The sequence below is a fragment of the Streptomyces sp. NPDC048290 genome (genome assembly GCF_040652095.1).
Lineage (GTDB): Bacteria > Actinomycetota > Actinomycetes > Streptomycetales > Streptomycetaceae > Streptomyces.
In genome coordinates this window covers 390,159-403,820 of record NZ_JBEZLM010000003.1, presented here as the reverse complement: position 1 = coordinate 403,820, position 13,662 = coordinate 390,159, and the positions used below count along the sequence as shown (strand labels likewise).

Below are 13,662 nucleotides of genomic sequence, written 5' to 3'. Positions count from 1 at the left end.
CAGCAGAATGGGACGGGAGGCGCGCACGGCCGTGGACTGGTTCACCGCATCCGGGTACGAACTGAGCCGGCTGGTATTCCAGCGGGCGCTGGCCGCCGTGTATCTCGTGGCGTTCCTGACCGCCGCGCTCCAGTTCCGCGCGCTGCTCGGGCGGCGCGGGATGCTGCCGGTGCCCGCCTTCACCGCGCGGGTGCCGTTCCGGCGGGCGCCCAGCGTGTTCCACCTGCACTACTCCGACCGGTTCTTCGCGGGGTGGGCGTGGTCCGGGGCGGCGGTGTCGCTGGCGCTGCTGGCGGGCGTGGACGCGCTGGTGCCGCTGTGGGCGGGACTGCTGCTGTGGCTGCTGCCCTGGCTGATGTACCTGTCGATCGTGAACGTGGGCCAGACCTGGTACGCGTTCGGCTGGGAGTCGCTGCTGCTGGAGGTGGGCTTCCTCGCGGTGTTCCTCGGCAACGACGAGGTGGGGCCGCCGGTCGTGGTGCTGTTCCTGCTGCGCTGGATCCTGTTCCGGGTGGAGTTCGGCGCCGGGCTGATCAAGCTGCGCGGGGACGCCTGCTGGCGGAATCTGACCTGTCTCTACCACCACCATGAGACCCAGCCGATGCCCGGCCCGCTGAGCTGGTTCTTCCACCGGCTGCCGAAGCCGCTGCACCGGGTGGAGGCGGCGGCGAACCATGTCACCCAACTGGTCGTCCCGGTGCTGCTGTTCGCCCCGCAGCCGGTCGCCTCGGCCGCCGCCGCGCTGATGATCCTCACCCAGCTCTGGCTGGTCCTGTCGGGGAACTTCTCCTGGCTGAACTGGATCACCATCGTGCTCGCCCTGTCCGCGCTGCGCTTCCCGACCGGCCCGGCGTCCACGCCCGCCCCGGCGGCGCCGCTCTGGTACGAGGTGCTGGTCCTCGCGGTGTCCGCGCTGCTGCTGGCGCTCAGCTACCGTCCGGTGGCGAACATGGTCTCCCGCCGCCAGGTGATGAACCGCTCCTTCGACCCGCTCCACCTCGTCAACACCTACGGCGCCTTCGGCAGTGTCAGCCGGGTGCGGTACGAGGTGGTGATCGAGGGCACCGCCGACCCGGAGCCCGGCCCGGACGCCGACTGGCGGGCGTACGAGTTCCGGGGCAAGCCCGGTGATCCCCGGCGCTGGCCGCGCCAGTTCGCCCCGTACCATCTGCGGCTCGACTGGATGATGTGGTTCGCGGCGCTGTCGCCCGGGTACGCCGGGGACTGGTTCGGGGGGCTGGTGGAACGGCTGCTGGAGGGCGACCGGGACACCCTGCGGCTGCTGCGCCGCTCCCCGTTCCCGCCGGACGCCCCGCCCCGCCATGTCCGCGCCCGGCTCTTCCGCTACCGGTTCACCACCTGGCGGGAGCTGCGCGAGACGGGCGCCTGCTGGGAGCGGACGTACGTCCGGGAGTATCTGCCGCCGACCCGGCTGCGGTAGCGGCTCATAGGCGGTAGACGCGGGTCGCCGTGCCCGTGAAGAGGGCGTCCCGCTCCCCCGCGCTCAGCCCCGCCGTCAGCTCCCGCGCCGCCGACAGCACCCGGCCGTACGGGGCGGCCAGTGTGCAGACCGGCCAGTCCGAGCCGAACATCAGCCGGTCCGGGCCGAAGGCGTCCAGCACGGTGTCGGTGTACGGGCGCAGGTCCGCGACCGTCCAGGCGGCGAGGTCGGCCTCGGTGACCAGGCCGGACACCTTGCACACGGTGTGGGGCAGGGCGGCCAGCGCGCGGACCGCCGTCGCCCAGGGTTCGAGGTCCCCGGCGGCGACGGGGGGTTTGCCGAGGTGGTCCAGGACGAAGGTGAGGCCGGGGTGGGCGGCGGCGGCCCGGACGGCGGCGGGCAGTTGGCGCGGGACGACGAGCAGGTCGTAGACCAGTCCGGCGGCGGCGACGGCGGACAGGCCCCGGTGGACGTCGGGGCGCAGCAGCCATTCGGGGTCGGGTTCGCCCTGCACCTGGTGGCGGATGCCCCTGAGGCGGTCGCCGCCGGGGAGTGCGCGCAGGGCGGCGAGGGCGTCGGCGGCGCCGGGCGCGGTGAGGTCGGTCCAGCCGACGACCCCGGCGATCAGCTCGTGCCGGGCGGCGAGGGCGAGCAGCTCGGGGGTCTCCTCGGCGACGGTGACCGTCTGGACCAGCACCGTGCGGTCGACCCCGGCGGCGCGGGCCTCGGGGGCGAGGTCGGCGACGGTGAAGGTGCGGCGCAGCGGGGCGAGCGCCGGTCCGGTGATCCAGTCCTGATCACGGACCGTCAGGTCCCAGAGGTGGTGATGGGCGTCGACGGTCATGGCGACTCCTGGCGGATGGGACGTACGTGGACAAAACGTGCCTCGGCGCTCACGGCAGCTCCCAGACGACCGGCAGCACGGCGTCCCCGCCGTCCCCGGAGTAGTCGTGGACGACATCGAGGAGTTCCGCCATCCGCGCCTGCCAGGCCACATTGACGGGCAGCCGCTCCAGCTCGGCGAGCAGCCGGGCGTAGTCCTCGCACTCCAGGACATGGAACAGATCGGTGCCGCTGCGCCAGATCGTCCAGGAGGTGACCCCGGCGGCGCGGATGGCGTCCGTCAGCTCTGCCGGGACCGCGCGGTGAGCGGCCTCGTACGGCTCGATGCGGTCGGCGCGGACCTTGGTGTGCAGCGCGACTCTCATGTCCCTCCCTCCGATGTCCCCGGTACGCCCCTGACTCCGTCCTCCCGCAGCTCCGCCCAGAACGCCGCCGGGACGGTCGTCCGGAACTGCTCGGCGCAGTCGTCGGCCTCGGCGGGCGAGCGGGCGCCGACCAGGACGGTCGTGACGGCCGGGTGCGCGGCGCAGTAGGCGAGGGCGGCGGCGCGCAGGGTGATGCCATGGCGTGCGGCGGTGGCCTTGAGGCGCAGGGCGCGGTCGAGGAGGGCGGGGGGCGCGGCGGTGTAGTCGTAGGTACTGCCGGGGCGCGGGTCGGCCAGCAGACCGGAGTTGAAGGGGCCGCCGACGACGACCGCGACCCCGCGTTCCCGGGCGGCGGGGAGGAGGTCGGTCAGGGCGCTCTGGTCGAGCAGGGTGTAGCGCCCGGCGCACAGCACCACGTCGACGTCGGTGTCGCGGACGAACCGGGTCAGCATCGCGGACTGGTTCATGCCCGCGCCGATCGCGCCGACGACCCCCTCGGAGCGGAGCCGCTCAAGCGCGGGGTAGCCCTCGCGGAACGCCTGCTCGGCGTGGTCGTCGGGGTCGTGGAGGTAGACGGTGTCGACGTGGTCGAGGCCGAGGCGTTCGAGGCTGGCCTCCAGGGTGCGGCGGACGCCGTCGGCGGTGAAGTCCCAGACCCGGCGGTGGCTGGCGGGCACGGCGAAGCCATGGGCGAGGTCGTCGCCGGTGGCCGTGCCGGTGGGTTCCAGGCGGCGGCCGACCTTGGTGGAGACGGTGAACCCGGCACGGGGGCGGTCCCGCAGGGCGGCGCCGAGGCGGCGTTCGGCGAGGCCGAGGCCGTAGTGCGGGGCGGTGTCGAAGGCGCGGACGCCCTGGCGCCAGGCGGCGGCGACGGTGTCGTACGCCTGGTGGTCGGTGATCTCGGTGAAGAGGTTGCCGAGGGGGGCGGTGCCGAGGGCGAGTACGGCGGTCACCGGTCGGCCGCCGGGCGCAGCCGGAGGCCCTGCATCCCGCCGTCGACGGCGAGGGAGGTGCCGGTGGTGGCGCCGGAGTGGGGACCGGCGAGGTAGGCGATGGCGGCGGCCACCTCGGCGGCGGTGACCAGCCGTCCGGTGGGCTGACGGGCCTGGAGCGCGGCGCGTTCGGCGCCCGGGTCGTCCGCCGCCGCCAGCAGCCGGCCGACCCAGGGGGTGTCGACCGTGCCGGGGTTGACGCAGTTCACCCGGACGCCCTCGCGGACGTGGTCGGCGGCCATGGCGAGGGTGAGGGAGTACACCGCGCCCTTGGTGGCGCTGTACAGGGCGCGCCGGGGCAGCCCGGCGGTGGCGGCGATGGAGCAGGTGTTGACGATCGCGGCGTGCGCGGAGGCCCGCAGATGCGGCAGACAGGCGCGGGCGGCGCGGACCATGCCGAGCACATTGACGTCCATGACCCGCAGCCATTCGGCGTCGTCGTTGTCCTCGACGGTGCCCTGGGCGCCGATACCCGCGTTGTTGACCAGGATGTCGAGGCCGCCGAGGTCGGCGACGGCCGCCGCGACCGCCGTCCGCACGGAGGTGTCGTCGGTGACGTCGGCGCGGTAGCCGAGGAGTGGCTGCCCGACCGGCGACGGGTCCAGGTCGAGGACGGCGACCCGGGCGCCCCGCGCGGCGAGCAGTTCGGCGGTGGCCCGTCCGATGCCGGAGGCCCCGCCGGTCACCAGGGCCCTGAGTCCCGCGAAGTCGGTCATGCCGCCCGTCCCTTCCGCTCGTCGTCGGCCTTGAGGTCGGCGGCCCAGAAGGTGCCGCCGGGGAACGTGTAGCGCTCGATGGACTCGGGCCGCATCTCGGCCGAGAACCCGGGTGCCGTGGGTGCCCGGTAGTGACCCCGGCCGATCACCACGGGGTCGCGGAAGTGCTCGTGCAGATGGTCGACGTACTCGATGACGCGGTCCTCGGTGGTGCCGGACAGGGCGAGGTAGTCGAACATCGACAGATGCTGGACGAGTTCGCACAGTCCGACGCCGCCCGCGTGCGGGCAGACCGGGACGCCGAACTTGGCGGCCAGCAGCAGGATCGCCAGGTTCTCGTTGACGCCGCCGACCCGGGCCGCGTCGAGCTGGAGGATGTCGATGGCCCCGGCCTGGAGGAGCTGTTTGAAGACGATGCGGTTCTGTACGTGTTCCCCGGTGGCGACCTTCACGGGGGCGACGGCGGCCCGGATCGCGGCATGGCCGAGGACGTCGTCGGGGCTGGTGGGCTCCTCGATCCAGTACGGGTCGAACGCGGCGAGCGCCTTGGTCCAGCGGATCGCCTCGGCCACGTCCCAGCGCTGGTTGGCGTCGATCGCCAGCCGGATGTCCGGGCCGATCACCGCGCGGGCGACCCGGCAGCGCCGGATGTCGTCGGCGAGGTCGGCGCCCACCTTCAGCTTGATCTGCCGGTAGCCGTCGGCGACGGCCTCGGTGGCGAGCCGGGTGAGTTTGGCGTCGTCGTAGCCGAGCCAGCCGGGGGACGTGGTGTAGGCGGGGTAGCCGTGCTCCAGCAGGTGGGCGCGGCGCTCCTCGACGCCCTCGCGGCCTTGGCGCAGCAGGGCGAGGGCGTCCTCGGGGGTGAGGGCGTCGGAGAGGTAGCGGAAGTCGATCTGCCGTACCAGCCACTCGGGTTCGGCGTCGGCGAGGAACTGCCACAGGGGTTTGGCGGCGCGTTTGGCGGCGAGGTCCCAGACCGCGTTGACGACCGCGCCGATCGCCATGTGCATCACGCCCTTCTCGGGCCCGAGCCAGCGCAGTTGGCTGTCGCCGACGAGGTCGCGGAAGAGCGAGCCGGGGTCGGCGCACAGCTCGTCGACGGACCGGCCGACGACATGGTGGCGCAGCGCGTGGATCGCGGCGACCTGGACGTCGTTGCCCCGGCCGATGGTGAAGCAGAAGCCGTGCCCCTCCGGCTCCCCACCGTCGCCGTCGCCGTCGTCGGTGCGCAGGACGACGTACGCGGCCGAGTAGTCGGGGTCCGGGTTCATCGCGTCGGAGCCGTCCAGCTCACGGGAGGTGGGGAACCGGATGTCGTGGGTGTCGACCGCGGTGATGCGGGCGGGCGTCGGGCTCACGGAGGGCCTTTCGGACGGCGACGGGGGCGGGTGTGCGGGGTGCGGGTGCGAGTGCCGCACGGCTGCGGGTGCGGTGGGCGGGTGCGGTGCGCTGGACTCGGCTCATGTGCGCCCGGTCCAGGGCCTGCGCGGAACTCGGGGTCGGTGCGCGGAGCGCGCGGGTCAGTCCTGGGCCCGTCCGGTGGTCACCCGGGCGATCATCAGCGCGACCAGGATGATCCCGCCGTAGATGGCCTGGATCCAGAAGGACGGGACCTGCGCCAGGGTGAGCAGGTTCTGCACCACGCCGAGCAGCAGGACGCCGGTCAGGGCGCCGAACATGGTGCCCTTGCCGCCGTCGAGGCTGATGCCGCCGATGACGGCTGCCGCGAACACCGTGAAGATCATGTTGTTGCCCTGGTTGGCGCTGATCGCGCCGACGTACCCGGTCTGCATGATGCCGCCGACGGCGGCCAGCACCCCGGCGGCGACGAACACCCCGAGCATCACCCGCTCGACCCGGATTCCGGCGGCGCGGGCGGCCTCGGGGTTGCCGCCGATGGCGTACAGGGCGCGGCCGACGCGGTGGTACCTGAGGATCAGTCCGGCGCCCGCGAAGGCGAGCGCGGCGAGCCACACCGACAGCGGGACGCCGACGAACGTGGTGGTGGCCAGCGTGTAGAAGGCGTCGGGCATCCCGAAGAGGGTCTTGCCCTCGGTGGCGCCGACCAGCAGTCCGCGCAGCACGATCAGCATCGCCAGGGTGACGATGAACGCGTTCAGCTTGAACCGGACGACGAGGACGCCGTTGAAGGCGCCGACGACCGCGCCCGCGACCAGCACGGCGAACAGGGCGAGCCAGGCGGGGAGTTCGGTGCCCCAGCCGGAGGCGGCGGCGGGCAGCACCAGCAGCGCGCCGACGGCGGGCGCGATCCCGACGACGGACTCCAGGGACAGATCGAACTTGCCGGTGATCAGCACCAGTGACTCGGCGAGCACCACCATGGCGAGGGCGGCGGAGGCGCCCAGGATGGAGATCAGGTTGCGCTCGGTGAGGAACGAGTCGTTGACCAGCGCGCCCAGGATCAGCAGCAGTACCAGGGCGGGCAGCAGGGCGAGTTCCCGGGCCCGGCGCAGCAGGACCGTCCGGCCAGGGGCGGCCGGGAGGGGGGCGCCCGGGGGCGCGAGCGGACCGACCGCCTTGGTCGCCTCGGTGTCAGCCATGGTGGTCCACTCCTTCGATGGAGGCGATCAGCCGGTGGTCGTGCCAGCCCGCCGGGTGCTCGGCGACGATCCGGCCGTGGAAGAGGACGAGGACCCGGTCGCAGCGGCGCAGGTCGTCGAGTTCGTCGGAGACGACGAGCACCGCGGTCCCGTCGTCGCGGGCGCTGTCCATCCGGGCCAGCAGGGATTCCTTGGACTTCACGTCCACGCCGGCGGTGGGGTTGATCAGCACCAGCAGCCGGGGGTCGGAGGCGAGGGCGCGGGCCATGACGACCTTCTGCGCGTTGCCGCCGGACAGATCGGAGACGGGCTGGTCGGGTCCCTCGGTGTGGATGTCGAGCCGCTGGACCAGTTCGGCGGCGACCGTCCGGCGCCGCTCACCGCCGACGAACCCGAACCGGCCGAGCCGGTCCAGCACGCTGAGGGTGGCGTTGTCGCCGACGGTCATCCCGGGCACCAGTCCCTGGTCGTGGCGGTCGCGCGGCACCCAGCCGACCCCGGCGTCCAGCGCGGCCCGGACATCGCCGAACGGCAGCGGCTCCCCGCCGATCAGCGCGGTCCCGGCCGTCGGGGTGTGCAGTCCGGCGAGGGTCTCGGCCAGTTCGACCTTCCCGCTGCCGCTGATCCCGGCGAGCCCGACGACCTCCCCCTCCCGCACCCGCAGCTCGATGCCGTCGTACGCCAGTGAGGTGAGCCCCCGTACGTCGAGGAGGACCGGGGCGGTGGTGGGCGCGGGGGCGGTGCGGTGCCGGTCGGCGCGGTCCTCGACGCTCTCCCCGGCCATGGCCTCCACCAGGGCGCGCTGCGGGAGGTCGGCGACGGGGGCGGTGGTGATCCAGCGGGCGTCGCGCAGCACGGTGACGGTCTGGCAGACCTCGTAGACCTCCTGGAGGTGGTGGGAGATGAACAGGAAGGTGACCCCGGAGTCCTGGAGCGTCCGCATCCGGGCGAACAGGCGCTCGATCTCCCGTTTGTCGAGCTGGGCGGTGGGCTCGTCGAGGATGATGAACCGGGCGCCGAAGCTGAGCGCGCGGGCGATCTCGACGAGTTGCCGGTCCTCGACCCTGAGGTCGGCGGTGCGGGCGTCCGGGTCGACCCGGACGTCCCAGGTGGCGAGCAGTTCGGCGGCCTCGGCGCGCAGCCGGCGCCAGCTGATCAGGCCCCGGTGCAGCGGCTGCCGGTTGATGCTGTGTTGTCCCGGGGGACGACCCCCGGACCCCCGGCCGGACCTCGGCGCCGAGCGGGACGGTCGCGCGGCGTGGATCTCGGCGAGGAAGAGATTCTCGGCGACCGTCATGTCCGGGACGAGGGTCGGTTTCTGGTAGACGCAGGCCACCTTGCGGCGCCAGGCGTCCCGGTCGGCGAGCGGGGGCGCGGGTTCGCCGTCGAAGCGGACCGTGCCCTCGTCGGCGGCCTGGAGGCCGGTGAGGATCGACACCAGGGTGGACTTCCCGGCGCCGTTGCGGCCGACGACCGCGTGCGACTCGCCGGGCAGCACGGTGATCCGGCCGTCGCGCAGGGCGGTGGTGGGGCCGTAGCGCTTGACGATGTCCCGGGCCTCCACCAAGGGTGTGGGGCGGCTGCCGGGGTGGCCGTTCGGGTGGCCGCTGGGTTGGCTGCTGGGGTGGCTGCTCATCCGACCGTGTTGCCCCACAGCTCGGGGTCGTCCACGTTCTCCTTGGTGACCAGCGGGGCGGGCAGTTGGTCCTCCAGGATGCCGCTGGGCAGCTTCACGATCTCGGAGCCGTGGTCGGTGGGGCCGGGCTCGAAGGTCTTCCCCTGCATCGCGGCCTTGATGTAGTACATGCCGTACTGGGCGTACAGGTCGGCGGGCTGGGAGACGGTGGCGTCGATCTCGCCGTTGCGGATGGCCTCGTACTCCTGGGGGATGCCGTCGTTGGAGACGATGGTGATGTGGCCGCTCTCGCCGGTCTTCTTCAGCATTCCCTTGGACTTGAGGGTCTGGAGGGTGGGCGCGAGATAGACCCCGCCCGCCTGCAGGTAGATGCCCTTGATGTCGGGGTTGGCGTTGAGCAGCGTGTCGAGTTTAGAGGCGGCGGTGTCGGACTCCCACTTGGCCGGGATCTCCAGGACCTCCAGCTTCGGGAACTTCTCCTTCACGCAGGAGCGGAACGCCTCCGAGCGCTCCCGGCCGTTGACCGAGGCGAGATCGCCCATGATCTGCACGACCTTGCCGGAGGGGATCTGCCCACCGAGGTACTCACACGCCTTCTCGCCGTACGCCACGTTGTTGGCGCGCACCACCATGGCGACCTTGCCCTTGTCGGGCGCCACGTCCACGGCGACGACCGGGACGCCCTTGCGTTCGGCCTGGTCGAGTCCGGCCTCGATGGCGGCGCTGTCCAGCGGCGCCACGACCAGGCCCTTGACGCCCTGGTTGAGCTGGTTGTTGATGTCGGTGATCTGCTGGGAGGGGTCACTGTTGGAGTTGACCGTCTTCAGCGCGTCGACGCCCTCCGCGTCGGCCATCTTCGGCACATAGTCGTTGTACGACTGCCAGAAGGGCGAGGTCAGCAGGGGCAGGATCACCCCGACCTGACCCTCGCCACCGCCACCGGCCGCGCCCGCGGCGCCGGTGTCCTCGGTGCTGCCGCACGCGGCGAGCACCAGGGCGGCGCAGCCCGCCACCGCCAGGGCGCGTGCCGCGCGCGAGGGTACGAAACGCCAACGACAGGTCCTAGTTCCGTCGGCCATCTGCCAGCTCCTCAAGAAGCGTGATCGAGCAGTTGCCCGCATATTTATCAGACCACTTCAGGCCGTCAACACCCTTGGGACGCCAGATTCCTTGATTTCTGCCCTCAGTGGTCCGACCACCTCCATAGTGGTCGGACCACTTGCCCGGTTAGACTGCGGCGCACCCGGCGACAGGAGGAGTGGCGTGGACGAGACGGCTGCGACGGAGTCCGGGGCGGGTCCCGAGGCGACGGCCCCCCAGAAGGGCACGGTCACCCAGCGGGCCATCGAGCGGATCAAGGCGATGATCACGGACGGGCTGCTGGAGCCGGGCCAACGGCTGCCGACCGAGCGTGATCTCGCGGTCCAGCTCGGCATCTCCCGCAGCTCGATGCGCGAGGCGATACGCGCGCTCACCGTGCTCGGCGTCCTGGAGGCCCGGCACGGCTCCGGCATCTACGTCACCCAGCTCCAGGCCGGTGATCTGCTGGAGACCTTCGGGGTGGTCGCCGATCTCTCCCGGGGGCCCCGGCTGGTGGAACTCCTGGAGGTGCGCCGGGTCCTGGAGTCCACGGCGACCGCGCTGGCCGCCGCCCGGATCACCCCGGCCGCGCTCGCCGAGGTCGAGCGGCATCTCGCGGCGATGAACGCCACCGACGACCCGGAGCAGATCCTCGCCCACGATCTCGCCTTCCACCGGGAGATCGCGCTCGCCGCCGGGAACGAGACCATGGCCGCGATCCTGGAGGGCCTGTCGTCGCGCACCTTCCGCGCCCGGGTCTGGCGCGGCTACCAGGAGGAGGGCGCCTTCGCCCGCACCCGGCGCGAGCACGCCGCGATCCACCGCGCGCTGGCGGCCCGCGACCCGGAGGCGGCCCGCACCGCGGCGGCGGCCCACGTCGGAGAGGTGGAGGAGTGGCTCCGGGCACGGCTACGGGCACAGGGGCGGGGCTGAGCGGGCGCGGAGGAGGACCGGGACGCGTGCACGTGCCCCGGTCCTCGACCGACCCGGCCGGCGTCCTGGCTACGCCCGCTTCAGCCGCAGCGTGACCAGCTCGAACGGCCGCAGCCGTACGGCGATCCGCGGGCCGTCCGCCTCCGGTGCCGGGGTGTCGGCGAGGGGGCGCTCCAGCAGGTCGGTGACCGCCACCCCGGCGATGTCGAAACCGGCGGTGAGGGTGGCGCGGGCCCGGCCGCCGTGCGCCTCGTGGAAGCGGACCACGACATCACCGCTGCCGTCGTCGGCCAGCTTGACAGCGGTGACGACCACCGCGTCCTGGTCGACCGAGATCAGCGGCGCCACCTCCCCGGCGCCGGTCAGCGCCCGTTCGGGCTGGTTGATCCGCCAGCCCTCGCGGACCGCGTCGCCGATGGAGGCGCCGGGCACCAGCGCGTGCCGGAAGCGGTGCACGCCCTGGTCGGTCTCGGGGTCGGGGAAGCGCGGGGCGCGCAGCAGGGAGACCCGGACCGTGGTGGTCGTCCCGGGGTCGGCGCCGGTGCGGACCGCGCGGGTGACGTCATGGCCGTATGTGGAGTCGTTGACGACGGCGACGCCGAAGCCGGGCTCCTCCAGGTGGACGAAGCGGTGGTTGCACGCCTCGAACTTGGCGGCCTCCCAGGAGGTGTTGGTGTGGGTGGGGCGGTGGAAGTGCCCGAACTGGGTCTCGGAGGCGTAGCGCTCGGCGTGCACGTCCAGCGGGAAGGCCAGCTTGAGGAACTTCTCCGTCTCGTGCCAGTCGACCTCGGTGTCGATCAGCAGGCGCCGCTCCCCCGCCGCCAGGGTGAGCACCTGGGTGACCCGGGAGGCGCCGAAGGTCCGCACGATCCGGACGGAGCAGCCGTCCTCGCCGGGGGCGACCTCGTCGGCGCCGGTCAAGTCGGTGACGGTGTTGCGGTAGAACTCGTCGACGTCCCAGGCGTCCCACATGTTGGGGAAGTCGGGGTGCAGTTGGAGCAGGTTGGCGGCCCGGCCGGGGGCGATGGTCTCGCGCCCGGCATCGATGTCATAGGCGGAGACGACAAGACCGGAGGCGTCGACGCCGATGCGCAGCAGACCGTTGTCGACGATGTGGCCGCCGGCCTCGCGGGCGGTCACGGTGGTGCCGGTGGCCGTGACCGGGGTGAGCGCGCCGCCCGCCGGGACGCCCCGGCGGGGGTGCGGGGCGGCGTTGAAGACCAGCGGGGTGGTGCCCTCACCGGCGAGCGCGGTCTGCGCGGCGGTGATGACCGCCTCCAGTTCGGCGGCGACCCGGTCGTAGGTGGCGCGGGCCTCGCGGTGCACCCAGGCGATGGAGGACCCGGGCAGGATGTCGTGGAACTGGTGCAGCAGCACCGTCTTCCAGATCCGGTCCAGGTCGTCGTACGGGTAGGCGGCCCCGGTGCGTACGGCGGCGGTGGCCGCCCATAGTTCGGCCTCGCGGAGCAGGTGTTCGCTGCGGCGGTTGCCCTGCTTGGTCCTGGCCTGGCTGGTGAGGGTGGCGCGGTGGAGTTCGAGGTACAGCTCGCCGACCCAGACGGGCGGTTCGGGGTACTCGGCGACGGCCTGGGCGAAGAACGCGGCGGGGGTCTCCCAGGTGACGGTGGCGGAGCCTTCGAGGTCGCGCAGCCGGGCCGCCTTGGCGATCATCTCGCGGGTGGTGCCGCCGCCTCCGTCGCCCCAGCCGGTGGGGGCCAGGGAGTGCCGGGCGCGGCCCTTGTCCTTGAAGTTGCGGGCCGCGTGGGCGATCTCGCTGCCCTTCATGGAGCAGTTGTACGTGTCGACGGGCGGGAAGTGGGTGAAGATCCGGGTGCCGTCGATGCCCTCCCAGCGGAAGGTGTGGTGCGGGAACTTGTTGGTCTGCGACCAGGAGATCTTCTGGGTCAGCAGATACTTGGCGCCCGCCGCCTTGATGATCTGCGGGAGCCCGGCGGCGAAGCCGAAGGTGTCGGGCAGCCACGCCTCGTCGTTCTCGATGCCGAACTCGTCCAGGAAGAACCGCTTGCCGTGCACGAACTGCCGGGCCATGGCCTCGGAGCCGGGCATGTTGGTGTCCGACTCGACCCACATGCCGCCGGTGGGCACGAACCGTCCCTCGGCGACCGCCTCCTTGACCCGCGCCCACACCTCGGGCCGGTGGTCCCTGATCCACGCCCACTGCTGCGCCTGGGACATGGCGAACACGAAGTCCGGCTCGTCCTCCAGCAGTGCAGTCATGTTGGAGGTGGTGCGGGCCACCTTGCGGACCGTCTCGCGCAGCGGCCACAGCCACGCCGAGTCGATGTGGGCGTGCCCGACGGCGCTGATCCGGTGGGCGGACGGCACGGCGGGCGCGGACAGGACGCCTTCGAGGCGGGCGCGGGCCTCGGCGGCGGTGGAGCCCACGTCCTGGAGGTCGACGGCGTCCAGGGCCCGTTCGACCGCGCGGACGATGTCATGGCGGCGGGCGGAGTCGACGGGCAGCTCGGCCATCAGCTCACCGAGCACCTCCAGGTCGATGACGAGCTGCCACACGGTCTCGTCGAAGACGGCGAGGTCCATGCGGGTCAGCGTGTACTGGGGTTCGCTGCCTGCGGTCTCCTTGTCGCCGAGTTGGGTGGGCAGGAAGGGGTGGTAGTCGAGGATGACGGGGTTGGAGGCGGCCTCGATGTGCAGGGCGACCGGTTCGCCGCCCTCGACGGGGGCGCCGATCCTGACCCACTGGTTACGCGGGTTGAGGCCCTTCACCGGGGTGCCGTCGGGGCGGTAGACGAGGCCCTCGCACTGGAAGCCGGGCATGTTCTCGTCGAACCCGAGGTCGAGGAGCGCCTCGACGGTCCTCCCGGCCCAGTGCTCCGGGACGGTGCCGGTGACCTTGAACCAGCTGGTGCCCCACGGAGCACCCCACTTGGCGCCGACCGCGATCGGCGCGGGCTCGGCCGCGAGGCCCTCGGCGACCGGTACCGGCTCGTCGGGGGCGTGCCACACCGCCACGTCGAGCGGTACGGACTCGGGGTGGACGGCGGGGCGGATGCGTTCGTCGAGGACGCGCTTGAGACGGCCTTCGACCAGGCTGCGGTCGTCATGCATGCGGG

The 13,662-nt window shown here is 72.7% G+C and carries 11 protein-coding genes; 2 read left to right on the top strand and 9 right to left on the bottom strand.

From position 1 onward, the window contains the following. Nucleotides 1-31: 31 nt before the first annotated feature. Nucleotides 32-1,441 (top strand): lipase maturation factor family protein, encoded by a 1,410-nt coding sequence (locus AB0D49_RS06600; RefSeq protein WP_362752128.1) that lies wholly within the window; start codon nucleotides 32-34, stop codon nucleotides 1,439-1,441. A gap of 4 nt (nucleotides 1,442-1,445) precedes the next feature. Here the strand turns inward: AB0D49_RS06600 and AB0D49_RS06595 are convergent, their stop codons facing one another. From AB0D49_RS06595 to AB0D49_RS06560, 8 genes are all read right to left on the bottom strand, one after another. Further along, nucleotides 1,446-2,285 carry an amidohydrolase family protein gene (locus AB0D49_RS06595; RefSeq protein WP_362751717.1) on the bottom strand — a complete coding sequence of 280 codons (840 nt, stop codon included), beginning with the start codon at nucleotides 2,283-2,285 and terminating at the stop codon, nucleotides 1,446-1,448. Between the two features lie 49 nt (nucleotides 2,286-2,334). Beyond that, on the bottom strand, nucleotides 2,335-2,649 hold the full coding sequence (locus AB0D49_RS06590) for an L-rhamnose mutarotase (protein ID WP_362751714.1): 315 nt from the start codon (nucleotides 2,647-2,649) through the stop codon (nucleotides 2,335-2,337). Next, nucleotides 2,646-3,602 carry an aldo/keto reductase gene (locus AB0D49_RS06585; protein ID WP_362751711.1) on the bottom strand — a complete coding sequence of 319 codons (957 nt, stop codon included), beginning with the start codon at nucleotides 3,600-3,602 and terminating at the stop codon, nucleotides 2,646-2,648. The genes AB0D49_RS06590 and AB0D49_RS06585 overlap by 4 nt, the downstream gene beginning before the upstream one ends. Then, nucleotides 3,599-4,357, bottom strand: a complete 759-nt coding sequence (locus AB0D49_RS06580) for an SDR family oxidoreductase (RefSeq protein WP_362751708.1) — start codon at nucleotides 4,355-4,357, stop codon at nucleotides 3,599-3,601. Before AB0D49_RS06580 ends, AB0D49_RS06585 begins: the two co-directional genes overlap by 4 nt. After that, nucleotides 4,354-5,715: an L-fuconate dehydratase gene (locus AB0D49_RS06575; RefSeq protein ID WP_362751705.1), complete on the bottom strand. Its 1,362-nt coding sequence runs from the start codon at nucleotides 5,713-5,715 to the stop codon at nucleotides 4,354-4,356. The genes AB0D49_RS06580 and AB0D49_RS06575 overlap by 4 nt, the downstream gene beginning before the upstream one ends. A 162-nt stretch (nucleotides 5,716-5,877) precedes the next feature. Beyond that, a complete protein-coding gene (locus AB0D49_RS06570; protein WP_362751702.1) occupies nucleotides 5,878-6,918 on the bottom strand; it encodes an ABC transporter permease in 1,041 nt (346 codons plus the stop codon). After that, on the bottom strand, nucleotides 6,911-8,554 hold the full coding sequence (locus AB0D49_RS06565) for a sugar ABC transporter ATP-binding protein (RefSeq protein WP_362751699.1): 1,644 nt from the start codon (nucleotides 8,552-8,554) through the stop codon (nucleotides 6,911-6,913). Before AB0D49_RS06565 ends, AB0D49_RS06570 begins: the two co-directional genes overlap by 8 nt. After that, nucleotides 8,551-9,633 carry a sugar ABC transporter substrate-binding protein gene (locus tag AB0D49_RS06560; RefSeq protein WP_362751696.1) on the bottom strand — a complete coding sequence of 361 codons (1,083 nt, stop codon included), beginning with the start codon at nucleotides 9,631-9,633 and terminating at the stop codon, nucleotides 8,551-8,553. The genes AB0D49_RS06565 and AB0D49_RS06560 overlap by 4 nt, the downstream gene beginning before the upstream one ends. A 184-nt stretch (nucleotides 9,634-9,817) precedes the next feature. Between AB0D49_RS06560 and AB0D49_RS06555 the strand changes: the two genes are divergently transcribed. Then, nucleotides 9,818-10,567 (top strand): FadR/GntR family transcriptional regulator, encoded by a 750-nt coding sequence (locus AB0D49_RS06555; protein WP_362751693.1) that lies wholly within the window; start codon nucleotides 9,818-9,820, stop codon nucleotides 10,565-10,567. A gap of 69 nt (nucleotides 10,568-10,636) precedes the next feature. On the opposite strand, the gene AB0D49_RS06550 is transcribed toward AB0D49_RS06555, so the two are convergent. Beyond that, entirely contained in the window at nucleotides 10,637-13,657 is a 3,021-nt protein-coding gene (locus AB0D49_RS06550; RefSeq protein WP_362751691.1) for a glycoside hydrolase family 38 C-terminal domain-containing protein, read from the bottom strand. Between the last annotated feature and the right edge of the window lie 5 nt (nucleotides 13,658-13,662).